The organism is Pedobacter sp. R20-19 (assembly GCF_000708265.2).
In the GTDB taxonomy this organism is placed as follows: Bacteria; Bacteroidota; Bacteroidia; order Sphingobacteriales; family Sphingobacteriaceae; genus Pedobacter.
In genome coordinates this window covers 626,596-652,908 of the sequence record NZ_JCKI01000002.1, presented here as the reverse complement: position 1 = coordinate 652,908, position 26,313 = coordinate 626,596, and the positions used below count along the sequence as shown (strand labels likewise).

At 37.5% G+C, this 26,313-nt stretch carries 24 protein-coding genes; 13 read left to right on the top strand and 11 right to left on the bottom strand.

The genetic code is table 11. The annotated features are described in order from the left end of the window. Nucleotides 1-7 precede the first annotated feature (7 nt). From AN34_RS06690 to AN34_RS06640, 11 genes are all read left to right on the top strand, one after another. Nucleotides 8-4,369, top strand: a complete 4,362-nt coding sequence (locus tag AN34_RS06690; protein ID WP_029283548.1) for a CusA/CzcA family heavy metal efflux RND transporter — start codon at nucleotides 8-10, stop codon at nucleotides 4,367-4,369. Nucleotides 4,370-4,372: 3 nt separating this feature from the next. Next, nucleotides 4,373-5,518 (top strand): efflux RND transporter periplasmic adaptor subunit, encoded by a 1,146-nt coding sequence (locus AN34_RS06685; RefSeq protein ID WP_029283546.1) that lies wholly within the window; start codon nucleotides 4,373-4,375, stop codon nucleotides 5,516-5,518. A 348-nt stretch (nucleotides 5,519-5,866) separates the two neighbouring features. Beyond that, nucleotides 5,867-6,508: a Crp/Fnr family transcriptional regulator gene (locus tag AN34_RS06680; RefSeq protein ID WP_029283544.1), complete on the top strand. Its 642-nt coding sequence runs from the start codon at nucleotides 5,867-5,869 to the stop codon at nucleotides 6,506-6,508. A gap of 148 nt (nucleotides 6,509-6,656) precedes the next feature. Continuing rightward, complete coding sequence (locus tag AN34_RS06675; protein ID WP_029283542.1) at nucleotides 6,657-7,454, top strand: sulfite exporter TauE/SafE family protein; 798 nt, start codon at nucleotides 6,657-6,659, stop codon at nucleotides 7,452-7,454. 86 nt (nucleotides 7,455-7,540) lie between these two features. Further along, entirely contained in the window at nucleotides 7,541-8,959 is a 1,419-nt protein-coding gene (locus AN34_RS06670) for a rhodanese-like domain-containing protein (protein WP_029283540.1), read from the top strand. A 129-nt stretch (nucleotides 8,960-9,088) separates the two neighbouring features. Further along, complete coding sequence (locus AN34_RS06665) at nucleotides 9,089-9,427, top strand: rhodanese-like domain-containing protein (protein WP_051666283.1); 339 nt, start codon at nucleotides 9,089-9,091, stop codon at nucleotides 9,425-9,427. Between the two features lie 12 nt (nucleotides 9,428-9,439). Beyond that, nucleotides 9,440-10,219: a hypothetical protein gene (locus tag AN34_RS06660; RefSeq protein WP_029283536.1), complete on the top strand. Its 780-nt coding sequence runs from the start codon at nucleotides 9,440-9,442 to the stop codon at nucleotides 10,217-10,219. Beyond that, on the top strand, nucleotides 10,212-10,769 hold the full coding sequence (locus tag AN34_RS06655; protein WP_029283534.1) for a YeeE/YedE family protein: 558 nt from the start codon (nucleotides 10,212-10,214) through the stop codon (nucleotides 10,767-10,769). Before AN34_RS06660 ends, AN34_RS06655 begins: the two co-directional genes overlap by 8 nt. Nucleotides 10,770-10,779: 10 nt before the next feature. Then, on the top strand, nucleotides 10,780-11,193 hold the full coding sequence (locus tag AN34_RS06650) for a DUF6691 family protein (protein WP_029283532.1): 414 nt from the start codon (nucleotides 10,780-10,782) through the stop codon (nucleotides 11,191-11,193). A 48-nt stretch (nucleotides 11,194-11,241) separates the two neighbouring features. Then, nucleotides 11,242-12,372 (top strand): c-type cytochrome, encoded by a 1,131-nt coding sequence (locus tag AN34_RS06645; RefSeq protein ID WP_197285490.1) that lies wholly within the window; start codon nucleotides 11,242-11,244, stop codon nucleotides 12,370-12,372. Beyond that, nucleotides 12,369-12,824 (top strand): DsrE family protein, encoded by a 456-nt coding sequence (locus tag AN34_RS06640; protein ID WP_029283527.1) that lies wholly within the window; start codon nucleotides 12,369-12,371, stop codon nucleotides 12,822-12,824. Before AN34_RS06645 ends, AN34_RS06640 begins: the two co-directional genes overlap by 4 nt. Before the next feature lie 75 nt (nucleotides 12,825-12,899). On the opposite strand, the gene AN34_RS06635 is transcribed toward AN34_RS06640, so the two are convergent. The 5 genes from AN34_RS06635 to AN34_RS06615 all read right to left on the bottom strand — a co-directional run bounded on the left by AN34_RS06635 (nucleotide 12,900) and on the right by AN34_RS06615 (nucleotide 16,471). Then, entirely contained in the window at nucleotides 12,900-13,217 is a 318-nt protein-coding gene (locus tag AN34_RS06635) for an efflux RND transporter permease subunit (RefSeq protein WP_231625493.1), read from the bottom strand. Then, nucleotides 13,165-13,509: a hypothetical protein gene (locus AN34_RS21565; protein WP_029283524.1), complete on the bottom strand. Its 345-nt coding sequence runs from the start codon at nucleotides 13,507-13,509 to the stop codon at nucleotides 13,165-13,167. The genes AN34_RS06635 and AN34_RS21565 overlap by 53 nt, the downstream gene beginning before the upstream one ends. Nucleotides 13,510-13,621: 112 nt before the next feature. Then, nucleotides 13,622-14,416 carry a phosphatase PAP2 family protein gene (locus AN34_RS06625; RefSeq protein WP_029283522.1) on the bottom strand — a complete coding sequence of 265 codons (795 nt, stop codon included), beginning with the start codon at nucleotides 14,414-14,416 and terminating at the stop codon, nucleotides 13,622-13,624. A gap of 118 nt (nucleotides 14,417-14,534) precedes the next feature. After that, a complete protein-coding gene (locus AN34_RS06620) occupies nucleotides 14,535-15,797 on the bottom strand; it encodes a HAMP domain-containing sensor histidine kinase (protein ID WP_029283520.1) in 1,263 nt (420 codons plus the stop codon). Continuing rightward, on the bottom strand, nucleotides 15,794-16,471 hold the full coding sequence (locus tag AN34_RS06615; RefSeq protein ID WP_029283518.1) for a response regulator transcription factor: 678 nt from the start codon (nucleotides 16,469-16,471) through the stop codon (nucleotides 15,794-15,796). The genes AN34_RS06620 and AN34_RS06615 overlap by 4 nt, the downstream gene beginning before the upstream one ends. 365 nt (nucleotides 16,472-16,836) lie before the next feature. On the opposite strand from AN34_RS06615, the gene AN34_RS06610 reads away from it, so the two are divergent. Both AN34_RS06610 and AN34_RS06605 read left to right on the top strand, forming a co-directional pair. Beyond that, nucleotides 16,837-17,655 (top strand): helix-turn-helix domain-containing protein, encoded by an 819-nt coding sequence (locus AN34_RS06610; protein WP_029283516.1) that lies wholly within the window; start codon nucleotides 16,837-16,839, stop codon nucleotides 17,653-17,655. 62 nt (nucleotides 17,656-17,717) lie between these two features. Continuing rightward, nucleotides 17,718-18,191 carry a DUF6265 family protein gene (locus AN34_RS06605; RefSeq protein ID WP_029283514.1) on the top strand — a complete coding sequence of 158 codons (474 nt, stop codon included), beginning with the start codon at nucleotides 17,718-17,720 and terminating at the stop codon, nucleotides 18,189-18,191. A 57-nt stretch (nucleotides 18,192-18,248) separates the two neighbouring features. Here the strand turns inward: AN34_RS06605 and AN34_RS06600 are convergent, their stop codons facing one another. From AN34_RS06600 to AN34_RS06570, 6 genes are all read right to left on the bottom strand, one after another. Next, entirely contained in the window at nucleotides 18,249-18,863 is a 615-nt protein-coding gene (locus AN34_RS06600) for a DUF2306 domain-containing protein (RefSeq protein WP_029283512.1), read from the bottom strand. Nucleotides 18,864-18,987: 124 nt separating this feature from the next. Next, nucleotides 18,988-20,124, bottom strand: coding sequence for a helix-turn-helix domain-containing protein (locus AN34_RS06595; RefSeq protein WP_029283509.1), 1,137 nt, complete (start codon nucleotides 20,122-20,124; stop codon nucleotides 18,988-18,990). Nucleotides 20,125-20,709: 585 nt separating this feature from the next. Continuing rightward, complete coding sequence (locus tag AN34_RS06590) at nucleotides 20,710-21,624, bottom strand: AraC family transcriptional regulator (protein WP_029283507.1); 915 nt, start codon at nucleotides 21,622-21,624, stop codon at nucleotides 20,710-20,712. Nucleotides 21,625-21,642: 18 nt separating this feature from the next. Then, on the bottom strand, nucleotides 21,643-22,380 hold the full coding sequence (locus tag AN34_RS06585; RefSeq protein WP_029283505.1) for an SDR family oxidoreductase: 738 nt from the start codon (nucleotides 22,378-22,380) through the stop codon (nucleotides 21,643-21,645). A 12-nt stretch (nucleotides 22,381-22,392) separates the two neighbouring features. Further along, nucleotides 22,393-23,370 (bottom strand): aldo/keto reductase, encoded by a 978-nt coding sequence (locus AN34_RS06580; protein WP_029283503.1) that lies wholly within the window; start codon nucleotides 23,368-23,370, stop codon nucleotides 22,393-22,395. A gap of 692 nt (nucleotides 23,371-24,062) precedes the next feature. Next, complete coding sequence (locus AN34_RS06570) at nucleotides 24,063-26,288, bottom strand: AAA family ATPase (protein WP_051666279.1); 2,226 nt, start codon at nucleotides 26,286-26,288, stop codon at nucleotides 24,063-24,065. Nucleotides 26,289-26,313: the final 25 nt, after the last annotated feature.

Genomic DNA, 26,313 nt, shown 5'->3' with positions numbered 1-26,313 from the left:
TACTATTATGTTGAATAACATTATTGGTTTTTCCGTAAGGAATAAGCTGATCATTGCCTTATTCGTATGCTCACTAATTGGTTGGGGTGCGTATGAGGTTACAAAATTGCCTATTGATGCCCTCCCCGATATTACAGACAATCAGGTTCAGGTGATTACAGTTTCTCCTTCACTTGGTGCTCCTGATATCGAACGATTAATTACCTTTCCAATAGAACAATCCTGCAGCAGCATTTCAGGATTAAAGCAAATCAGAAGTTTTTCAAGATTTGGCTTATCGTTGGTAACGATCGTTTTTAATGAAGAAACAGATGTTTATTGGGCACGACAGCAAATTGCTGAGCGTTTGCAGCAGGTGCAACAAGAAATACCCCAGGGAATTGGTGCACCGCAAATGGCTCCCGTATCTACAGGTTTAGGTGAAATTTACCAGTATGTCGTTCGCCCAAAGAAAGGTTACGAAGGGAAATATGATGCGCAGGCACTAAGAACCATTCAGGATTGGATTGTGCGCAGGCAACTATTGGGTACCCCAGGCGTAGCAGAAGTTTCTAGTTTTGGTGGCCGGCTAAAGCAATATGAAGTAGCCGTTAGGCAAGATCAGCTTAAGGCATTTGGCCTTACCATAGCAGATGTATTTGATGCCTTGGAGAAAAACAATGGCAATACTGGTGGTGCTTACATCGAAAAAGGACCTACGGTATTGTATATCAGAAGTGAAGGATTAACCACAAGCTTAGCAGATATAGAAAAGATTGTAGTTAAAACCTTGCCCAACGGAATGCCTGTACTCATGGGGCAAATCGCTAAAGTCCAGTTTGGCTCAGCCATAAGATACGGCGCCATGACATACAATGCCCAGGGTGAAGTTGCCGGAGCAGTGGTGATGATGTTAAAAGGAGAAAATTCTTCCGTTGTAGTGAAGCGGGTTAAAGATAAGGTTGCTGAAATTCAGAAAATGCTGCCAGAGGGTGTAGTTGTTGAACCATTTCTAGACAGAACTAAAATGGTGGATAATGCCATCAGTACGGTAGAAACAAATCTGTTAGAAGGCGCACTAATTGTTATTTTTGTACTTGTTTTCTTTCTCGGGAACTTACGTGCCGGTCTCATCGTGTCCTCGGTAATCCCCCTCTCCATGCTTTTCGCCATCATTTTAATGAACACCTTTGGTGTGGGCGGTAACCTGATGTCGTTGGGTGCTATTGATTTTGGTTTGATCGTAGATGGTTCAGTTATCATTGTGGAAGCTATCCTCCACCGCTTTTCGCATAGCAAACATTTCAGGTCTACAAGCACCATCAATCAAAACCAAATGGATGCAGAAGTTGAAAAGTCGACTGGCTCCATGATCAAATCAGCAGTATTTAGTCAGATTATCATTCTTATTGTTTACCTCCCGATTCTTTCTCTTGAAGGTATTGAGGGTAAAATGTTCAAACCAATGGCCTGGACCATAGCCTTTGCCATATTAGGCGCATTCATCCTTTCGGTTACCTATGTGCCTATGATGTCTGCACTTTGCCTTAATAAAACCATCAGCCATAAAAAGAACCTGACAGATAAATTGATGATCTGGATAGAGCGCAGATACCAGCCTGCTTTAAGCCGCATACTGGGTTATCCTAAAATGATTTTGATGGTAACCATATCGCTTTTTGTCATCGCTGTATTTACCATGGGCACCTTAGGTGGAGAATTTATTCCGCAGCTGGAAGAGGGAGACTTTGCCGTTGAAACACGGTTACTTACCGGAAGTAATCTAAAAACAACTATAGAAACCACCCAGCAGGCTTCTAAAATTTTACTTGAGAAATTCCCTGAGGTAGAAAAAATCGTCACCAAAATTGGTAGTGCCGAAGTTCCAACTGATCCTATGCCATTTGAGGCTGGCGATATGATGGTGATTCTGAAACCTAAAAAACAATGGACTTCTGCAAGCTCCTTTCCTGAACTCAGTGCTAAAATGACCAAAGCTGTTGAAGTAATTCCCGGGATTACTGTTGGATTTCAGTTTCCGGTACAGATGCGTTTTAATGAGTTGATGACCGGTGCAAGGCAGGATATTGTGTGTAAAATATTTGGCGAAGATCTGGATTCACTTGCCATGTACTCCAAACGTTTAGGAAGCATTATTGGAAATGTAAAAGGAGCCATCAATATATATGAAGAACAGGTTACTGGAATGCCTCAGGTAGTGATTAAATACAACAGAGATGGTATGGCACAATACGGCATTAACGTAGAGGATGTTAACCGGGTGGTGAATACAGCATTTGCGGGCCAGGTTGCCGGGCAGGTATACGAAGGTGAGAAACGTTTCGACATGGTGGTGAGGTTGGATGAAAGTGCCAGAAAAAACATTAAGGATGTAGAAAATTTAATGATACTGGCCAAATCGGGAAATCAAATCCCATTGAGCTTAGTTGCCAGTGTGGTAGAAGAAGAAGGGATTAATCAAATTCAACGCGAAAACACACGCAGACGAATTATAGTAGGCTTTAATGTGAAGGATAGAGATGTTCAATCAATCGTAGAAGAGCTTCAAATCAAAGCGAACAAGGATCTTAAGCTGGCCAAAGGCTATACCATCACCTATGGAGGATCATTTGAAAACATGACTGCTGCAAAATCAAGATTGGCCATTGTGGTTCCTATTGCTTTATTATTAATCTTTTTGCTCCTCTATTTTGCTTTCAATTCAGTGAAGCAAGGATTATTGATTTATACCGCCATTCCATTATCTGCTATTGGTGGAATATTTGCCCTATGGATCAGAGATCTTCCTTTTAGTATTTCAGCTGGAGTAGGTTTTATTGCACTTTTTGGTGTAGCGGTACTTAATGGAATCTTACTGGTAACAGAATTTAACCGATTGAAAAAGGAAGGATGGACTGATGTTAAACGTATTGTGATCCATGCTACAAAGTCTAAACTGCGGGCGGTATTAATGACGGCACTTGTTCCCTCTCTTGGATTTATCCCCATGGCAATTAGTACTGGTGCAGGTGGCGCTGTACAAAAACCATTGGCTACAGTAGTTATTGGCGGCTTACTGGTTTCAACCCTGCTTACCTTATTTGTATTACCTATGCTTTATATTTTATTTGAAAAGGGATTTGGTTATTTTAATAAAACCAGAAAAACAGCTGGCTTAATTGCTACCCTGATCTTAATTAGTTTTTCTGTTAATGCACAGCATCCAATCAGTTTAAAGGCAGCACTGGATACTGCAGCAGAAAAAAACTTATCACTGCAAATTTCAAGAACAGAGAACAATTACTACCAGCAGCTTACCAAAAATAATTTTGATGTACCTAAGGCATCTGTAACCTTTGATTATGGAAAGTTTAATAGCCTGGCCAATGATAATAAGTTCTCCATTTCACAGGGATTGGATTTTCCAACCGTTTATACCAATCAACGTAAGGTGAATCAGGGTAATTTATACATCAGTGAACAGCGTACCCATCTGAGACAAATCGATCTTCAAACCGAAGTTAAAATCAGTTATTATCAACTGCTGTTGTTACGTGAAAAAAGAAGTTTATTGGTTTGGGCCGATAGCATTTATTCTGCATTTCTTGAAAAATCCACTCAAAGATTTAAATCAGGTGATGTTGATGCGCTTGAATTTCGAACTGCAGAAAACCAAAAACAGCAAATTACCAATCAACTTGAGCTGTTAAGGTCTGATTATAAGCAAGAAATTAACCGGTTTAACTTTTTATTAAACAGCAATAATCTGGAACCTGCTGTAGATAGTAGCATTTATCAATTGAAATCTAATTTATTAAGTCAAATTCTTGGTAACCCGATGCAGAAACTAGCAGAAGCAGAAGTTAACCTCGCCAAACAACAAAGGGTACTGGAGAAAAGTAAACTACTCCCGTCCTTATTATTTGGTTATAACAATTCAAGCATTGTGGGCTGGCAGAGTAATAGCATCGGCACTGAGCAATACTTCGATTCCAGTAAACGGTTTTCTTCAGTAAGTTTTGGTTTAGGAATACCTATATTTTCTGGTGCCTATAAATCAAAAATTAAAGCCTCAGGTATCGAAGTTCAGAGAAAAGAGCAGGAACTTAATCTGATTTCCAAAACAGTTGCGCTCAATCTGGAGAATGCCCGAATGCGCTATATGGAACTGAGTAGATTAATTGCGTCTTACCAAAAGGTTTCCCTCCACAATTCAGCAGATATTGTTAAAACTGCATCTGAAAAATTATATGCCGGTGAAATTGCCTATCTGGATTGGGTAATGTTGATTAATCAATCGATACAGCTTAGAAGTGAATATTACGAAAAAGTACAGCAGCTAAATCAGGCTGCCTTTGAAATAGAAAGAATTACAGCAACAGAAAAATAAGATATGATAAGATATAAATTAATATTAGCAGCAGTATTGGTTTCTACACTAATGGCATGTGGAACTACCGATCAAAAAACTGAAGCCAAAGCAGATACTCAATCCCCACAAATGCCTGAAGATGAAGTGCAGCTCACTGCTGAACAAGTTAAAAATGCAGGTATTCAAACAGGTAGCCTGCAGTTAAAAGCTATGCACCAGGTAATCAAAGTGAATGGCATTGTAGATGTTCCACCAGAAAATGCTTTTTCAGTAAGCGTACCCATGGGCGGCTATATCAAATCAATGAAGATTATACCAGGTATGATGGTAAAAAAAGGTAGTTTGTTAGCAACTGTCGAAGATCAGCAATATATCCAGCTGCAACAGGATTACCTCACCGCAAAAAATAAACTTCGTTTTGCTACTGCTGATTATCAACGCCAAAAGGGCTTAAACCAAACCAAGGCCAGTAGCGATAAAGTATATCAATTAGCTGAAAGTGAGTATAACAATGTAAAGGTATTGGTTAATGCACTGGCTCAAAAACTTCGTCTGATCGGGATTAATCCGACTTCCTTAAATGAATCTAATATCACCAGAAACATCAGCATAAAAGCACCTGTATCAGGTGTGGTTATTAAAGTTAATGTGAATGCTGGAAAATATGTGAGCAATACAGATGTACTTTTTGAAATGATTAGCCAGGGAGGACTCCATGCTAACCTTACCGTTTTGGAAAAAGATGCCGCCAATATTAGAGTAGGCCAAAAAATCGTTTGTACATCAAGCGCCAATCCACAGAAAAATTATATTGCAAAAGTTCATTTAATTACGCCTAGCATTGATAACGATCGCACCACTTCCGTTCATTGCGATTTGGAAAATGCAGATAGTAAATTATTGCCAGGAGCCTTTCTCAGTGCTTCCATATCGGTGTCTAATGCCAATATAGAAGCCATTAATGATGATGCGATAGTTAAGTGGAATAGTAAATATTACGTTTTTTCAGATTTAGGCAATAACAAATATAAGATGACAGAAGTTGAACCCGGCGAAAGTGTGGACGGTTTTACGGCGGTTAACACTAAAGCCAAGCTTAGTAAAGTCATCATTAAAAATGCGTATGCGGTATTGATGAAAATGAAAAACAGTGGAGAAGAAGACTAATCTTCTATTGATTTTAATCCTTTAAACCATTTTAAGCGCAGGCCATTGCTATAGTAGAAACTTAGTAGATAAATAATATGGATTAAAAATTCATAGATAAACAAGTCCGGAAAAAAATTCCGGACTAACGCATGAGCTGGTCGGGATCTACAATCCCGACCAATTTCCCTAAGGATTTTTAATCCTTTAAATCAAGCTTTCCATGATTTATAAGTTTAATAAGTCTGGAAAAATTTCCGGTCTAGCGCATAATCTATACATTGATCAAAGAATGTCCACCCATGAAGATGAATAGAAATTTTGATAGGATACTTTAGTATAACTATCTTTAAAATCCAAAACACCGAAATGAAAGATACCACAGTAGCCGTATACATTGACCGTCTCTTCCCACAATTTGAACCTGCACTAAAGGCCATTCTGATCGAAAATGCCCTGCTAAAAGATTTTCAGGGAGGAGATATGTTAATGCAGACCGGACAGAACATGCGTTCAACGGTACTTATTGTGGAAGGGATGGTGAAGCTATACAGGGAAGGTGATGATGGGCAGGAATTTTTCATGTATTATCTCCAGCCAGGAAATGCCTGTGCCCTTTCGATGATCTGCGCTACCAGGCAGGAAACCAGCGAGGTGATGGCAAAGGCAATTGAGCAGACCAAAGTACTCATGATCCCTATTGCCTTGATGGATAAATTGATGCGTGATTACAAAACCTGGTATTATTTCGTAATGGAAACCTACCGCATGCGTTTCGAAGAATTACTTTTCGTTATTGATAATATTGCCTTTAAAGCCATGGATGAACGACTGGCATTTTACCTAAAAAAGCAGTCAGAAGATTTAAACACAAAGAATTTGCAACTTACCCACAGCGAGATTGCTGTAGATCTGAATACCTCAAGAGAGGTAGTCTCCAGGTTACTTAAAAAGATGGAGCAGGCCGGAGGAATCGTGATGCACCGGAATTATATCGAATACCGACTGTAAAAAATAAATCTTCAAGTCAGCACATCATATACCATTGATCGGTAGGTTATAGTATTTTACTATCTAATTTTTAAGAAAAATATCGAGTGTGACAAAAGTCACCAACATCAGCATATCATAATCCGATTTTTGTTAAAAAATAACAAAAATGGAAATCCTCGCTTATGTAGCCTCTGCCCTAATTGGTATCTCTCTTGGTTTAATTGGTGGTGGCGGATCCATCCTAACCATGCCCGTACTAGTTTATCTCTTTGGCGTTAGCCCTTTGCTGGCTACCTCCTACTCGCTGTTTATTGTAGGCTCTACAAGCCTTGCCGGAACAGTGGGCAATTTTAAACGCGGCTTAGTTAATGTCAAAACCGCTCTGTTATTTGGCAGTGCATCTATCTCTACCGTTTTTTTTACCCGAAAGTTCATCATACCGCTCATTCCCAAAAATATCATAAGAATTGGAAGCTTCGAACTCACAGAGAATATGCTAATGATGGTACTTTTTGCTGTATTAATGGTAGCGGCTGCAGTAGCCATGATAAAGGGCGTTAAAGATGAAGATGTAGCCCAGACAGAAAGACCAAAACTGAATATTAAAAAACTATTGCTTTATGGAATCTCCATAGGCCTGGCAACTGGATTTTTAGGTGCAGGGGGCGGCTTCCTGCTGATTCCCACACTGGTTATCCTGGTAGGCCTGCCCATGAAGGAGGCGGTCGGTACATCACTCTTTATTATTGCTTTAAACTCACTTATAGGTTTTACTGGCGACTTAGGACACTTTTCAATTGACTGGTTTTTTCTTGCAAAGATTACTGTGGTAGCTATAGCCGGAATCATAATTGGAGGAATGATGAGCAAGAAGATAGACGGCGCAAAGCTTAAGAAGGGTTTTGGATGGTTTGTACTCGTAATGGGTTGCTACATCATCCTAAAGGAAATTGTTCTTAAATAAATTCTTCCATCAAAAATAGCTGTGTGACAAAAGTCACCATAGTGAAAAATATTAAGTATTAATTTTGAAATATTAAACTGATGATCATGATTATAGAACAGATTTATACCGGATGTTTGGCACAAGGAGCCTACTATATCGAGAGCAATGGAGAAGCCGCTATTATAGATCCGCTTCGCGAAGTTAGACCTTATCTGGAGCGTGCAAAAAAAAGTGGCGCAAAAATTAAATATGTGCTTGAAACGCACTTCCATGCCGATTTTGTATCAGGCCACCTCGACCTTGCAAAAGAAAGCGGAGCCAAAATTGTATATGGCCCCAATGCAAAACCTGATTTCGACTTCTATGCCGCAAAAGATGCGGAGATTTTACAACTATGCGGGGCAAAAATTAAAGTACTGCATACACCAGGCCATACCATGGAAAGCACCTGTTTTCTGCTTAGCGATGAACAAGGTAATGAAATAGCACTTTTCTCAGGTGATACGCTTTTTATAGGTGATGTTGGCCGACCAGATTTGGCACAAAAGCTAGTGAACGAACTAACGAGTGAAATGCTTGCGGGTTACCTCTTTGATTCTTTGCGCAATAAGATCATGCCTTTAAGCGATGACATTATCGTTTATCCTGCTCATGGAGCGGGTAGCGCTTGTGGAAAAAATATGAGCAAGGAAACAACCGACTTTTTAGGCAATCAAAAAAAGACCAACTATGCATTAAGGGCAAATATGTCTAAAGCTGAATTTATTAAAGAAGTTACAGATGGACTGCTTCCACCACCCGCTTATTTTCCTGAAAATGTGATGATGAACATTCATGGTTATGATCCTTTCGAAAAAGTAATGAAAAGAGGTATGCATGCGTTAAGCCCAGAGGCTTTTGAGCAAATGGCAAATGAAACCGGAGCAGTAATTTTAGATACCAGAGATCCTAAGGTTTTTGTAAAAGGATTTATTCCAAACTCAATTAATATTGGTATAGATGGAAACTTTGCACCTTGGGTAGGAACCCTTATACCCGACATTAAGCAGCCCATTTTACTCATAACGGATGAGGATAGAAACGAGGAAGTGGTTACCAGATTATCCAGAGTAGGCTTTGATGGCGCAATTGGTTATTTAGCTGGTGGTTTTACTTCATGGAAAAATGCTGGAAAGGAAACGGACGAAATAAAATCCATTTCTGCTGAAGAACTGGCAAAAATTAAGCAGACAACAGCAGTAACTATTCTGGATGTTAGAAAAACGAACGAGTTCCAGAGTGAGCATGTGGAGAATGCCATTAACCTTCCTTTGGATTATATCAATGAAAAATTTGAGGATATGGATAAGAACCAGACTTACTTTGTTCATTGCGCCGGTGGTTACCGCTCTGTAATTTTCAACTCCATCATGAGGGCAAGAGGATACCATAACCTGATCGATGTGGCCGGTGGTTTTAAAGCCATTAAAGAAAATAGCCATATCCCTACCACTGCATTTGTGTGCCCAAGTACCCTGAAATAAATCAATAGCAAATGGTAAGCTCAGGTTTATGCATTGCTAACCTTGCCCCTCAATGGGCAAAATCACTGACAATGAATCATAATATTAATACTTCGGCACAACAACTAGCCGAAAATTCACAACAATACAATGAATAAAATATTCCAGATGCTGAGCGGTTTCTTTTCAAAAAGTGAATACGACCTTAGTGGTGATTACTTTAAAAATGAGTTTAAAAAAAGTGAAAATAATGTACTTCTGGACGTGAGAACACCAGCAGAGCATAACAATGCCTCGTTGCCTTCGGCCCTGCATATTGATTTCCTGGATCCTTCCTTTTCATCATCAGTTGGTAAACTGAGAAAAGACAAAAACTATTTTGTTTTTTGCCGGAGTGGAAGCAGATCTGCTTCAGCTGTTTCAATGATGAGAAAGATGGGCTTCGAAGCATTTAATCTGGTAGGTGGTATTGGTGCCTGGCCAGCTTAAGCCGAAAATGATATGTTAAAGCTATTGGTTTATACCAGATCTTTTATGGGTATAGATGATTATTTATCTGTAGCTACCAGGCTGCATCATGTTTTTGGCGTAAGCGTACATTTCCTCCACCGTTACAAAACGGATGAACAAACGGTAGAAATGCCGATCAACCTGAATAGCAGATACATCAAACAAGCACCCGAGGACATGAACATATCAGAACATCGCATTAGCAAAGCCAATAGGGATCTTGTAAAATCCTATGCAGAAGGAATTAAGGCGGAAATGATGGTTACACAGGTATCTCGTTACCCTGAAGGTGGCAACACAAATATTCAAACCCTTTATCAAACGGCAAAAGAGCTTGGCCTGCCAATGCTCTTACTTAAGAAAGGTTTTGAAAAATTAAACCCTAAGCATGTATTACTGATTGCTGATGCCGAATATTTCGGAAAAGGTGTTCAGATTAATGCATTGAAGAAATTTGTTGACAGCCAAAAAGGGAAAATTCACCTGTTACATATTCTCCATAAAAAAGAAATGGAGGACATTGCAACCGAGCAAATGAAATTCTTTGCAAAAGAACACCATATTTACCCGGCGAGCTTTCACTTGATTAATCACAAGAATCTCGAAAAGTCCTTAACAAAACTCTGCCAGGAAATGTCAATTGACTTGATCTGTATCAGAACGCATGGCAATCAAAACATGGGAAAGTTTTTTCTGGAACACTCAGATATTAATTTTTTATTAAACTCAAAAATACCCTTATTAACATTTCATTTAAAACATTATGATTGATTTCATTAAACAACCCTGGCCCTGGTATTTTTCGGGTACAATGATCGTATTGATTATGCTCATATTGCTTTTTTTTGGCAAATCATTTGGTTTCTCTGCTAACCTACGCACCATTTGCAGCATGGCAGGAGCAGGAAAAAAAATAAAATTCTTTGATTTTAAGTGGAAGGACCAGGTTTGGAACCTGATGTTTCTGGCCGGTTCTATTTTAGGCGGGTTTATCGCTACACATTACCTGAGCGAACCAGCTCCAATCAAGCTCTCTGAAGCAACAATTGCCGATTTAAAACAATTGGGGGTAAAATTTGATGGCGGCCTGAATCCAGCTGATCTCTTTTCCCTCGAAGCCATGAAAGATTTGAAAACACTTGGCATCTTACTCATTGGAGGACTACTCGTAGGTTTTGGCTCCCGCTATGCAGGTGGATGTACATCAGGCCATGCCATATCCGGGCTCTCCAATCTTCAGCTACCTTCACTCGTTGCCGTAATTGGTTTTTTTATAGGAGGCCTCATCATGACTTTCCTGATCATGCCATTCATCTTCTAAACCCACAACAATGAAATTTATCAAATATATTTTAGCAGGAACACTCTTCGGCATCATCATGTTTAAATCTGAAGCTGTTTCCTGGTACAGAATACAGGAAATGTTTCGTTTCCAATCCTTCCACATGTATGGAATTATCGGTACGGCAATTGTACTTGGTGTAATCGCGGTATTCCTTATTAAAAAATTCAAGATCAAAGATATCTCAGGAAATCCAATCCTCTTTCATCATAAAGATAAAGCATATCGTAAATACCTGATTGGAGGAACCATCTTTGGCTTAGGCTGGGCACTAACCGGCGCATGTCCAGGGCCAATGTTTGTTAACCTCGGTAGTGGATATGCCGGGATGGCAGTAGTTATTTTGGGCGCCCTCCTCGGAACATATTTATACGGTGTGATGAAGAACAAGCTGCCCCATTAATGATTAAACATTGCCTGATGACAAAGCTTACTATGGTAATAAACCAGAATGATCCAGGTCACACTATATCAATTGATCAGAAATAGGACTTACCAGATGAAACCTGAAATGAACGCCGAAGAAAAGCTTAAAGCCTTTTCAAGTCTTGGAAAATATCTGTCATGGATCGGATTGATATCCGTTGGCGTGATGTGTTGCCTGGTTCTTTCATTAACAGGCTTTCATTTTCCTAAAACGCTATACACGAATACAAACGATCAATTATCTTCAAAAAATCAATTAAAACCTGCAACCGGGCATATTGCAGGGCCTCGCTATTGGATGGCGCCTGACACGATTAAAATACGAGATAAACCCGATGCAGACCTGATCAGATATGGGAGAAATTTAATTGTGAATACAGCATCATATTTAGGGCCACAAGGTACAGTAGGAAAGCTCGCAAATGGTATGAATTGTCAAAATTGCCATTTGGATGCCGGAACCAGGCCTTTTGCAAATAATTTTTCCGTTTTCTATGTAAGTTATCCCAAATGGAGTGCAAGAAAAGGCAGAAAAGAAAAAGCCTTTGAACGAATTGATGAGTGCTTTGAGAGAAGCATGAACGGGATAGCACCAAAAAGAAATTCAAAAGAAATGCAGGCCATGTTGGCCTATTTAAAATGGGTTGGAGAAAAAGTAAATTCAGAAACGCCGCTTGCTGATCATTCGGTAAAAAAGGTTCCCTATTTAGATATTCCTGCAGATCCGATTAAAGGAAAAATTGTTTATACTTCTAAATGCATGAGCTGCCATGGTGGCGAAGGTAAAGGAATGGTAGCCCCTGGCGGAAAAGGCTATATTTACCCACCGCTTTGGGGGCCTGACAGTTATAATGATGGTGCAGGGATGTTCAGACTTGGAAATTTTGCTGGTTTTGTCAAGAACAATATGCCTTATGGTTCAACTTACCAAGATCCGATATTAAGCGACGAAGAGGCCTGGAATGTGGCCGCATTTGTGAATTCACAACCAAGACATCATCTTAACCCGAAAAAAGATTATAAAGATGTCTCAACAAAGCCTATCGATTATCCGTTTGGACCATATGCAGATGGTTTTAGTGAAAAACAACACAAATATGGACCGTTTAGTGAAATAGCAAAACAACACCCTCTTAAAAACAAAAAGATAACATGAAAAAATTATTAATCTTAGTTTCCTTTATTTTAATTACAGCAATTTCTTCAGGCCTGTCTGCACAAGAAAAAGCGAGCAACTATGTGGGCGCCATAGCAAAAAAGAAAACTTATAAAGCACTTTATGTACTCAATAGTGCCGATGAAAAACACATTTCCGGCACACTTAGGAATATGAATAATGCCTTGGAAGATCCAAGATTAAAGGGAAAACTAGAACTAGAATTGATTGCTTTTGGAGATGGAATGGCGGTTTACCTTAAAGATGGGAAATTTCTTGATCAGCTTAATACACTTAGAAACAAAGGGGTGCGCTTAGCACAATGTGAGAATACCATTCGTGAGCGCAAAATTGATAAATCGACTTTGTTTGATTTTATAAACTATGTACCCAGTGGTAATGGAGAAATTATCATTCTTTCGGCAGAAGGCTGGGCAATTGTACATCCATAAAATCGCCTGTTAAGGGTATAAATAGATAAGTATAGCCTCTACAGCGTAATGGTTAAATTTTATTTTGATCTTATTTTAGGATTTAAATTTTAATGATCCTGCTGAATAAAGTTTCCTTATAAAACTTGGCAACGCAATGATTAACAACGGCAATGCAACAATAAACCCACCAATTACAGCAATCGCCAGGGGTTGGTGGAGTTGTGCACCAGCGCCAATGCCTAACGCCAATGGCATTAATGCAATAATTGCCCCTAATGCAGTCATTAATTTCGGCCTTAACCGGGTGGAAATGGCAAAAGTAATCGCATTGTCCACATCTTGATCGGACAAAGATTCCTTAAATTGAAGGAAGGTGAAGATTGCATTTTCCCCAATAATGCCAACTATCATAATTAGCCCGGTATAAAGATTGGCCGTTGCTAAGCACCTCATCATAACCATAACTGTGAATAATGGGTGCATAAAGTCCGCTTGATGTCCCGGTAACCTGCGGTTTTGCTGTAGCCCTGACAATCAAACTATCAATGCCTGCAGATTTATGCTGATTCGCCAGATCTTTAATCATTGGGCTTGATGTTTTGGCCTGACCAAGATAAAAATCGAGATCTTTAATCTGCTCTTGTGCTTTTACCAAAATAGAAGAACAGAAGAGTGCAAAAAAAAGAAAATACTTCAATCTCATTTTCATTTGCTAAAAATTGATCTCAGCTAAATAAAGCTTTATCATAAGCTTCAGCTGATTTGGATGCCTGAGTAATACTGTACCCGTATTTTAGAATTGTCCTGAACCAATTTTACAACCGCCCTGAAAGCATCAAGCCCGATGCACCTGGTTGATAAAAGGGCATCAAGGTAAATTTGCTATCCTTTTTCTTGTCGAAAATCTGTTTCATATATGGGTAAATCAGATAGGCTATTTTAGTTGACGCAATCCCGAATCCGGCGCCAGCAACCACATCACTAAACCAATGTTTGTTGTTGTACATCCTAAGTGTACCTGTAGCGGTTGCCACAAAATAGCCTGCATAGCCAATCCAGAGATTTACATCTTTATACTCCTGATGCAAAAATTCTGCAGCCATAAAAGCGGATGCAGTATGCCCCGAAGGAAAAGAGTTTTCGCCATTTCCGTTAGGCCTTTCCCTGCCCACACCTTGTTTCACAAAATGAGTAGAAACGCCCATAATCGCAGCTGAAGTTGCATAAAGCATAGTCGCATCGAAGAGATTATGTTTTCCTTTTATGCCTGAAAGATTTAATGCATACACTGCTGCCGCAGGTGCAAACTGCAGGTAATCATCTACATGTGCGGCAAAGAGTGGGTGATCTTCCTGCAGTTCAGCCTTCGTACTCACATCAAGCTGTTTGAGTGCACCTTTATCATAAACTGCGGCAAAACCATAACCAATAAGAACTGCAGGAGCAATAAATGTGGCTACTCTAAATTTATTTTTTGGGACAGGATTACCTGCATACCACCTACCCAGCGAATCTGGTGTAAGGACATTTTTTAAAGAATCTGCATTTTGGGCAAATGAAGATAGTGTTACTGCCATAAACAGCAACATTAAGGTGATTAACTTGGCCATACTAAGGTTTTAAAGCGTTTCCTTTTGTACCGCACATCAATAAAAAAATCCCTAAAAGCTTTTTCATAGTTTTTATTTTTAATCAAAACTATCAAGCAATTATGTAGGAATTCTGTAGTTAGGATTCAGGATCAAAAAAAATAGAAAATTGGTGCATGCCGTTCATTTGCTCATAATTTATATGATATCCGTAGAGGTTACAAACTTGTTTGGTTATGGCTAAACCAAGTCCCATGCCTTCAGATTCGGGTGATTTTGAGAACCTATCAAAGAGCCGCCCTGTATCATTAACGTTCTTTCCAGTATTAGAAATCACCAGCGCAGTTTTAGAGAGTGCTATCACAATTCTTCCATCTCTGAGGTTATGCCTTACCGCATTACTGAAAAGATTATTCAATACTATATCTGCAAGATAGCGACTCATGATTACCGTTTTATTACTCAATCTAACTTCAACAGTTAAACCATCCCTTTCAAAAAGCTCCTGAAATTGCCTCACTTTAGACTCAACGAGATCTTTAAAATCTAGTTCCTGAGCATCTGTAATTAAGTTATTTTCGATTTTGGCCAGCAGTAAAAGTGATTGATGAAGACGTGCAAGCCTTCCAGTTGCCTGATAGATATCTTCTAATAATGCGCCCTGCTGTGCAGTGAAAGATTCAGTCTGCAAAAGCGAATCAAGTTTCGAGTTAATAACAGCGAGTGGAGTCATCATTTCATGCGAGGCATTATCAGTGAAACTTTTGAGCTCCCTGTAATCCTGTTTCACACGGTCGGCCATAGCATTTACCGATTGGTTAAGCTCAATAAATTCATCTATTTCTGTAAGATCCTGGCTTACTTCCCCTATTTTAGTCACTTCAAAAGATTTCATCCTTTTCAGCGTACTATAAAAAGGCATCCAGAGTCTGTTCAGCACAAACCGATTAATTAAAAAAAGTGAAACCAGTAAAATTAAGGTCACGCCCAATGTGATGAGCAAAATTACCCGAACCAGATCTTCAGATTCAACCCTTGATTTTGTAATGGTAACCTGAATGTTTTTGCCTTTTAAATGAACAGTTGTTACCAAACTCCTTCCCGGTTCCCGATCATTTTCTTCTTGATTTAAATAGGTAGTATAGCTGAATTCGGGAATATCATTTGTATTACCCGGTAATTCACGATAGGAAACCTGCTGATCCAGGTAGCTTGCCGGTAGTGGCAGCTTTTGGTAAGTTCGCGTGTATTGCCTGATCTCATCCTCCTCAACAGCCAAATCCTTATCCAGTTTATTGGTTAGAATGAGGTGGATAAAAAAGTAATAGATTATACCGGTTATAATCAGGATAATGGAGGAAGTAAGGATATTAACCCTGTTGTAGCGGGTGGATAACTTCATGCTTCTGTAAATTTATAACCAATGCCATAAACCGATTTAACATAATCTTTTGCACCTGCCTCCCCTAGTTTCTTTTTCAAATTTTTAACGTGGGTGTAAAGGAAATCGAAGTCATCCGACAGATCCATTTCATCACCCCAAAGATGTTCTGCCATCGCATTTTTTGTCACCACCTTGTTTTTATTTGATAAGAAGTAAACAAATAAATCAAACTCTTTTTTGGTAAGCGTTACCGGATTATTGTTTACTGTAATGTTCATGGCTGATATATCTACATTGATCTCATTGAACTTGATTACATTATCTCCATCAAAATTTTTCCTCCTTACAATTGCGGTAACCCGGGCCTTTAGTTCAGAAAGATGAAAGGGCTTAACTAAATAATCATCGGCTCCGAGATCAAGTCCTGAAAGCCTGTCATCCAGCGAATGTCTCGCGGAGATAATAAGTACACCATCCTTTTTGTTAGATTTCTTTAACTGTGAGAGGAGGTCCAGACCTTCGCCACCGGGTAAACCAAGATCTAAAAGAATACAATCGTAGCTATATAATTGAATTTTTTCACTTGCCGTATTAAAATCTGCAGCATGTTCGCATATATTTCCCTCTCCGGTGAAATAATCAAAAATGCTTTCATATAAGGCATGCTCATCTTCAACAATCAGTATTTTCATGATAATCTAATTTTTATGCATCATAACCAAACAGATAACATAACTCATTTTGATATACACCACATAGCAAGCTCCCATTAACATATTTTAAAGTGTTTCTTATTGTGTTGGAAATAACTTTAGCATTTCAGCAATTATTAAAATTTCATACATTTTGTTGACCGGCAATGTGCTAAACCATCTAAATGTTGATCTACAAGCTGCGCCAAAGCTTAGGTAAGTTGATAAGGTTAATCAGTCATATTCAAAGATAATGATAAATAACAGGATAGAATCTGAGTGTTATGGTATATTCATTTGTTGTTTTCTGATAAATTTTCTTTTTAAGCACCAATTATCTATCTTAAAATTCTAAAGCGACCGAAATGGACTTTACCAGAATTACGCCACATCCAGATTTAGATGAATTTATCGAATGTTATTGGATGATGTACAGTGATGATTCAGTCCCCATAATTGAAAAGATTATTCCCGATGGTTTTACAGAGATTATTTTCAATTACAGAGATGTCTATAAATCTAAAATTAGCGGCGACTGGCATTTGCAATCGCCAAACCTACTCGCAGGGCAACTCAAAACTTTTTTTTATCTTCAAAATACCGGGACTACCGGTTCTGTAGCCGTAAAATTTAAACCTGCGGCTTTAACCCAGTTATTTGGTTTCCACATGGATCAGTACGTAGATAAAATTGTCGACCTGGATACCTTTCAAAATTTAGAACTTAAACTATTAAAAGAAAAAATACTGGCAGATGTTAGCCCTGGTATTAAAATACAAGCGCAACACATTAAACAAATTTTAGACGATTATTTTATTTCAATAATTCAGCATGCACCAGCCAATCCTTTAAAAATACCTTTGGAACTTATATTTAATTCTAATGGAATAGTTACCGTAGCCGAAATGGCTGCTATGGCCAACGTTGGCGAACGACAGCTGGAACGTTTATTTAAAAAATATATCGGCCTTCCTCCAAAATACTATGCCCGGATTATCCGGTTCAATTATATTTTTGAATTAATGAAATCAAAAACCAATACCTGGGCAGAAATTGTTTATCTATCCGGATATTATGATCAATCGCATTTTATCCAAAACTTCAAAGCTTTTACTGGCGAAGACCCTTCAGCCTACTTTTTCGAGAAAAAAAATATGGCAAACTTCTTTTTGAACAAATTATAACCAAAGTCGGCTTTTTACAATACCATAAGGAAAGAGCAACCTATTTTTGATCAAAAAACAAAATGGGCACCAAAAAACTATCCCTTCTTATTCCCTTGCTTTTATGGATATACACTGGAAATGCACAGGAAAGCAACAAACAAAAATTTAAAAAACTAGAATGGCTAACCGGAAAATGGAATCGGACTAACTCAAATGCGGGGCATTCTGGTTATGAAACCTGGAATAAAATTTCTGATTTGAAGCTAAGCGGTAAAGGCGTAACGCTTAAAAGTAATGAAGTAATTTTTATGGAGGAACTGGAGTTAACTGTAAAAGGTACCGATATTTTTTACGTAGTGACATTACCAGGTGAATCAAAGCCCGTATACTTTAAGTTAACAAAACTAAATCATCATGGCTTTACATGTGAAAACCCAACGCATGACTTCCCCAAAAAGATAACCTATAAGCGTAGCGGAAATCATGTTAAAGCAGTAATTTCTGGTGATGGTAAAAGCGTTGATTATATTTTTGTGCGAGAACAGTCCAGGTAAAGCATATGCCTGTGACCACCTGCTTTTAAATGTTTATGGTAATTTCAAAGAACCTATTCACCCAATTTTCCAGGTTATTTTCTTAGTGATCAAATAGGCAACGAACAAATTTGGAATCCATGACAACCAAGCCACGATAATATAAGCGGTGTTGAAGTGACCAATGATCAAAATCAAAATGGGCAGCCAGATTCTCAGTGTTACAGCGGCAAAACAAGCCGCATAACTGTAAATCATCAATACCCGATGTTTAACAATCTGTTGATTCCAAATGGTTAAGTAAGCCATTAAGGTGGTACAAAACCAGATGATACCCAGACAGCTAAATCCTAGCGATGCCCAGAACCCTCCATCTGCAAATAGCGCAATATAAGAACCAGAAAATGAACTGAATAAAGCTGAAACCACATAAATCTTCCCAATGTACCGGTGTATATTAACATTTCTGGACCTAATTTTAGCGCTAAATTGAAGCCAACCCACCAATAATGAAATCCCTCCCAAAACAATATGTATGTAAAATGCAATATACCAAACGACATGATTTAAAAGCCATTCGGGTTTAGCATTCAGTATGCCAACCTTTCCATTCATTAAGAAATACTTAAGTGGATATAAGCCAATAGTAATAGAGAAAAAACCAAATAAAACCCAGAAAATCTTTTTTTTCATGTCAGCATACCTTGTTAAATGAATGAGCTTTGCAAATACGGCGTGCCCAAATATTATTTCAACAAAAATGTATATTAAGGCATTAAAAATGGTTCCACTTTGTAAGGTGGCACCTCATTATGGGCTAGATGGTAGCTTTGAGATGGATCTTCTGCTGTTTTAAATAAGCGGTTGGTGAAAATCCTGTCTTCTTTTTGAAATTTCTATTGAATGAAGTTTTAGAATTAAAGCCAGCTTCATACGCCAGGGCCAGTAAGGTGAACTTTTGATTTTCTGCCCGCATCAGCATACGTTTAAATTCTTCAATTCTAAGTTCATTGATATAATCATAGAAGTTTTTATTTTCTATGGTATTAATGACCTGCGACAAAGCATTTGGATGGATGTTCAATCGTTCTGCAAGTTCATTCAAACCCAGTTCGGGATCTTTAAATAACTTTTCTTGCCGCATCAGCTGTGTAACTTGTGTGTGTATTTCTGAAAGGTACTCATCTCCTATTGTTGATTTTTGATATTTCACCCTGGCCGTTATTAAAGGCGTAGTTTCACTGACACCTAAAAATTTCATATCAAAATCGTTAATAGGCAAAGGAATGGCCGTGTTGCTAAACAGTCCCACCTGTTTGATGCCAAAATAACCGATAAACAGGATATACAGATCTACCAATGTAAAAGTGGAAATGTCATTACCAAACATAATGGATAACCAGATCATACACATACCGATCATCAGATTTCTCAACCAGTTCAGATTAATCTTTTCCAGTCGAGAAACCAGGTTTGAGATATTTTTACGATGTTTTCCAATCAGATCAAGCGACATGATGATATAAGCAATACCAGAAGGTAAGATGGCAAAATGGATAATTTTTAAAAGGCCCAGATAACCAACACCATTATTTTCATAAATAAATATCTTTTCAGCTGTTGATAATATAAAGAACCTTGACAAAGCGATATAGACTAAGGCTGCAGGAAGAAAATGAAAATACCTGTGTGATTTATGGATTGTTTTTCCGGTCAACAAAGTGGTATACCAAAAGAAAAATGGACCATGAAGCAGTGGCATGGCGATTTCGAGACCCAAAAAGTATGGAAATTCCTGAATTTTATCTGATGCAAGTAAATAATAGCAAAACAGGTGTAAAGAGATTAAAAAGAGCCAGAAGGCCAATACCAGATCAGCACGGGATTTACCCTGTTTGGTAAAAAGTAGTATGGAAAGGAATAAAGAAATGACAATTCCTATAATATGTAGCATGGCCTAAAACAAAAGTATAGGCTAAATATAAAGAAAACAGTTAGATTTTGAATTTACATACACCTTATCACTTCTGATAATAACGGGGCAAAAAATATAATCAAGTTGAAACAAATCATTTTTAAGAACTACGATATTTCTTCGGAACATTTCCTAATCTTTTTTAAGCGCTTGATAAAGTGATGTGAGTATTTAAATCCTAATTTTTATGCTATTTCATTTATACGCTTATTACTCAAGCATTTCAACAGCCCATCACCATATTGTTGATGGTAGGTACGGAAATGGTAAAGACAAAACTCAAGCTAAATGCCGGACAGCATTCGATGCTTACAATTATTATGACATTTACCATTTGCCAGATGCTATGATGAACTATAGGTGTAAGGTAATCAAGCCACAAAAAATGTCGCTTTAAGAAACGGCTCGACAGAACAGATCACCCTGCCAGGTTATAAAAGTGAAGCTTTGCCCCCCCGATGGAAGTAAGCGATAACCCTTTTTACCATAGGTACTGATTTCGCTCGCATATGAACAAACCAATGTTAATGGCATTGGCTTTTATTCATATGCCCTCTACCCTCTCTAATTAAACAAATGTCTGGACCCCAGGGGCGAAATATTTGTCTTTGACTTGAAAAGTTTACTGAAAGATTGTGAATGTTCAAAGCCCAGTTCATAAGCAATTTCAGAAACAGATAGATTTGTAGTTGATAATTTTTCTTTGGCTTTTTCTATAATTACATTCTGAATGTATTGTTGCGTGTTTAGCCCTGTTAATGAACTCAACATGTCACTCAAATAGCGTTGCGACAGCTTTAATTCCGTGCTGATATATTTCACGGATGGCAAGCCGTTTTTCAGACTGTTCTCTTCTTCAAAATAGCGGTTTAAAAGTTTGTCCAGAGAAGTGATAATATCATGATTGACTGCCTTCCTGGTAATAAATTGCCTGTTGTAAAAACGATTGCTGTAATTTAACAACAATTCTATTTGCGATACCAAAACATCCTGGCTGAAATGATCAATATTGTTGTCTAATTCATTGGCTATTGTAGCAAATAAATTGGCTATGATTTCTTTTTCTTTTGCCGATAAAAATAAAGCTTCTGAAACATGGTAAGAGAAGAATCCATATTGATTGATTATTTTTCCTAATGGATAATTTCGGATAAAATCAGGATGGAAATACAAAGCGATTCCTTCATAGCTTTCTATATCTTCAGGAGAAAAAACGATTTGTTTGGGCTTCAGGAATGCCAATCCACCTTCTTCAAAATCGTAATAGCCCTGTCCGTATTTGATGTGTCCTGTAAAAGTAGGCTTAAAGGAAATTTTGTAGAAATCAAGACTTACTTTTTGCCCTTTTGGAAACCTATCAATCGAAACATTATTGTAATCGACTAATGCAATCAATGGGTGCGATGGTGCAGGAAATCCCAGGATACGCACCAGTTGCGATATACTTTGAATGTGATTGATGTTAGGTTGTTGCTGCATTTTCGTTTACGAATTTAATCAATTTTGTTTTGACGGACGAATCACAATATCGCCAACTTCAACATCTCCAGGTTGGCTCATTGCATAAATCACCGCATTGGCTATGGCTATCGGATTGATGGCAATCTGTTCCATTCCTTTTTGAATAGCTGTTTTCATTTCTTCGTTTTTGATATTGTCCGCAAAATCTGTTTTCACAAATCCGGGCGAAATACCTGTAATGCGTATGTTTCCGTCTGATTCCTGACGAAACGCTTCTCCGATAGTGCGAATGGCATTTTTAGTCCCTGCATAAACGCCCTGCATGGGTGTAATCTTTATTCCTGAAGTGGAAATGATATTAACAATATGTCCTGATTGTTGTTCCTTGAAAACGGGAATTGCAGCCGCCATCCCATACAAAACACCTTTGAGATTAACGTCGATCATTTCTTCCCAACCGTCAATATCCAATTCATCAATTCGGCTTAATTGGCTTACACCTGCATTGTTGACGATGACATCTAATTTTCCATATTGCTCAACGGCTGTATTAACCAACCGAACTAAATCAGCTTTATTCTTTACATCAACTTGAGTACAAGTGGCATCGCCACCTGTACCTTTAATTTCTTCAACGAGCTGCTGTAAGTATGCTGTTCGTCTTGCACCCAAAACAACCATAGCACCGTTTTTTGCTAATGCTATGGCGATGGCTTTACCCATCCCGCTGCTGGCACCGGTAATAGCCACAACTTTCCCTTTAATATTTTGCATTGCTGTTGGTTTTTATTTGTCTATTTGTTTTTCTAAAAATTCCGGATAGCGGTCACCTACAATTGTAATTTCATTGACTGTTGTGTTAATTTTTGCCAGTTCATCGGCGGTTAATACAATATTTGTACTGCCAATGTTTTCTGCTAAACGATGCAATTTTGTAGTTCCTGGTATGGGCGCTATCCAAGGCTTTTGCGCTAAGAGCCAGGCCAATGCCAATTGTCCGGTGGTCACATTTTTTTGTTCGGCAATTTCTGAAAGCGCCTCCACTAAAACCAGATTGGCCTTTATATTTTCTTCACTGAAACGGGGAATAATATTTCTACGGTCTACATCTGCTAATTTTTTATTGATGATGCCGGTAAGGAAGCCTTTGCCTAAAGGACTGAACGGAACGAAGCCAATCCCTAACTCCTCCAATGCCGGTATGATCTCATCTTCCGGTTCACGCCAAAACAGAGAATATTCGCTTTGCAATGCGGTTACAGGTTGTACTGCATGTGCTCTTCTAATCGTTTTAACACTTGCTTCAGATAAACCGAAATATTTCACCTTGCCCTCTTTTATCAGGTCTTTTACTGTACCTGCCACATCTTCTATGGGAACATTCGGATCAACCCTGTGCTGATATAACAAATCGATATAATCTGTCTTTAATCGCTTTAAAGAGGCTTCGGTGACTGCCCTGATCGTTTCAGGCCTGCTATCCAAACCTACTGCTGGTCTCGCATCCTTGCATCCAAATTTCGTAGCAATTACTACGTCCTTTCTATAAGGCTGTAATGCCTCGCCCACAATTTCTTCATTAGTATAAGGGCCGTAAGCTTCGGCAGTATCAAAAAAGTTGATTCCTCTTTCAACTGCATTTTGCAGTAAAGTGATGGCATCTTTTTTATCAATACCTTTGCCATCCAGAAAGTTTAAACCCATACAGCCAAAGCCTAATGCGGAAACTTCCAAGCCACTATTTCCTAATTTTCTCTTTTGCATCATTCTTTATTTAATTATTTCTATAACTGATTTTTATCTCAGGTACAAAATTCTGGATGGTAGATCTATAAAAAGTAGCCAGATTGGTAATAATTGTAGTCAGGTTTTCAAACCTGCGCTAAATACTATAAATGAGTCTCGATCTTCGGCAATACTTTCAATATTAAAAGCATTTTTAATGCTTATTAATGCTATAGTTAATGATTTGGAAGCTAAAGAATTTATAAATAATACCAAACCCAGTCAAAGTATTTTATTTCAAACTACCTTGACCGGGAAACTTTGAACAGTAAACTTGATATTTCAATTGATTGTAGTTTGCTAATCAATATTCCGGCGTTCTTCCTTCAACTACAGGATGCGCTCATTAGGTTAGGAAGTGGTGTTGACGATTTGCTGTTTGTTCAGGTATTAGAGCCATTTCAGTCGCCCTGAGAAAAGTTCGTATAAGGGTTCGTCCGCCCGTTCATAGTACCGGCGTAGCTGATATTTGCTATTTTTAATGGTCTAAAAAGCCCCAGGTCGCTGCGACACACGTCGGAAAACGAAGATAGGCCGGACTTACACCGGATCGCCTGAGCTATGTTGTTAATAATAAAATCGTGGGATTGCAAATGTTTATTGTGTCATGAATATAGAATTTTGTTTTAATGGGTTCATTATAAATCTGGGCAATAATCCATAGATAAAGATTATGCTACAATAGCTTCTTCATCAGATTCCCGATACATCATATTATAATGTTCTTCATGGCCCATTTCAATAAATATTCGCTTAAATACATCAATATATTTTTCCAGTATAGCTTCCTGTTGTTCTATATATAAATCGTCAGGTAGTCCGTGAGAACCGTCATTTATCCAACAAACTAGCGAACGACATATTTCTTGTTCTTGAGGATTAGTAAAACTTTTGATAAGATCATCATCCGCATATTTTCCTAAAATTTTGAAGTAGTTTTCTATAATTCTTCGCATTATATTTTGAACAGTAATACCTGAATTTTGCTGTGTATTTCTTAATTCCTTCCAAAGTAGTTCATAAGAACTTTGGATAGGGTTTTCCATTCCATAAGACTGAACATTAGAAATGTTATTGTTTTTTCTTATAATCCAGAAATTTGTATCACCATTTTTTGGTGTTCTTCCATCCACAAAAGAGACTTCTTTATGAAAATATACATTATGAGTAAGTAATATAAGTTGCTTTACACTACCTGTATTTTGTTTTATCGATTTAATAATTTCCTTGATTAAAGAACTTACTACAAAAAGAACGGTACTATCAAGACTAGAAATAGGATCATCTACAATTAAAATCCGTTCTTCAGTTATAGTATCTTCTTGTGTACTTCCTTTAGCTAATTGTAAAAAATATAAAAAAGTAATAAATGTTGATTCTCCTTCACTTAAGGTAGATTCTGCAATTGTACCATCTTGTCTTAATATTTGATACTGATTCGCCTCAGTTTTAGATGGAACTATCTCGAAATTTAAAAATCCATATGATTTTAACAAGCGATTTATTTCATCTACAGACCGTTGCACGCTCGTAACATTTTTATTAGCCTCCCTTATTTTCTTATTTAATTCTAAATATTGTTGTTGAAGTGCTTGATGCCGTTTCCCTATAGCTTCAATTCCCTTCGATAATCCTTCTTGTTTTTTTACAAATGAATCTATTATACCATTGTGAGAATCAATCAGATATTTCCAAATAGAATTAATTAAATTATTTTTTTGGTTAGTATAATCTTCAACAATAACGTTATGAGATTTTATTTCAATATTACATTGATCGATTATTTCCTGAATTTTCTCTAATTGTTCTTTTGTTGATATTAATTCAAAACTTCTGCTGGGTTCTTTTGCCTTATTGCTCAATAACTCTTTGTTAGCTATAAATTGATTTATCAGAGTTTTTAAAGAAGCAGAAAATAGGTCAATATTAAGTTTAGAATCAGGTTTTGCTTTTTCTTGACTTTCGATTTGTTCTAAAAGATTTTGGATATTTAAAGCATCTCTGTTGTATTGTATTGATAAATCCTTTACTATTTGTATATCCTTTGTAAATGTTTCATCAAAATAATCTTCTAGTTGTTTTTTAAAATTTTCATTAATAGTTTTTTGTTGGCAAAAAGGACATGTTTCATCTTCTGTTAGGTAATTCCTTCCTTCATTAACCCAATCATTAAGATTTAACTTTTGAATCAATCCTGCAATTGTTACATCTGATTTACCAATAATTTTTCTTTTCCATATACTATCAACTTCTATTTTAAGAAAATCATTAAATACAATCGAAGTGATTAGGTTCATCGCTGATGGTGTTGAACCAAATATTATTTGTGCTTTTTCTTTCAACTCTTCAACCGTTGATAAGGATTCTTTGTTATTATCAAACTCATATAATAATTTATCTTTAAATGTATCTTTTTTAAGAAATCCTCTGAATGCATCTTTAAAATCATCCTCATTTTCCTTGTAAATATCTGTCCATACAACTTCTTTAAAATTATTTTCTTCTTGCAGTTTTGTTTCCTCTTGTTTTATAAGACTAGCCTTCTTTTCTATGCCTTTTGTTTTAAGCTCAGCTAATTCCTGCTGCATTTTCTCAATTTTTTCAATCTCGTCTTTTGTCGCCTCTCCAAGTGTAAATACTCCATCTATTTTACCTTTTCCAAAGTTTCTGTCTCGAAAATCTTTATTGTATACAAGTACATTTACAGGTAATCCACCTTTCCAGCCAAGATTACAAGCATTGTAAATTGGATTTGTATTATCATAAATGTATTTGGACAAAGTTGTTTTTCCACAGCCATTTGCACCATATACGAAATTGATTTTCTTTAGATTCTCTAATCTTATTCCAGCCGGATCATAAGTGGCAATACCTTTAATGGTGATTGATTCTAACATAAGCTTAATATTTTGATTGTTAATT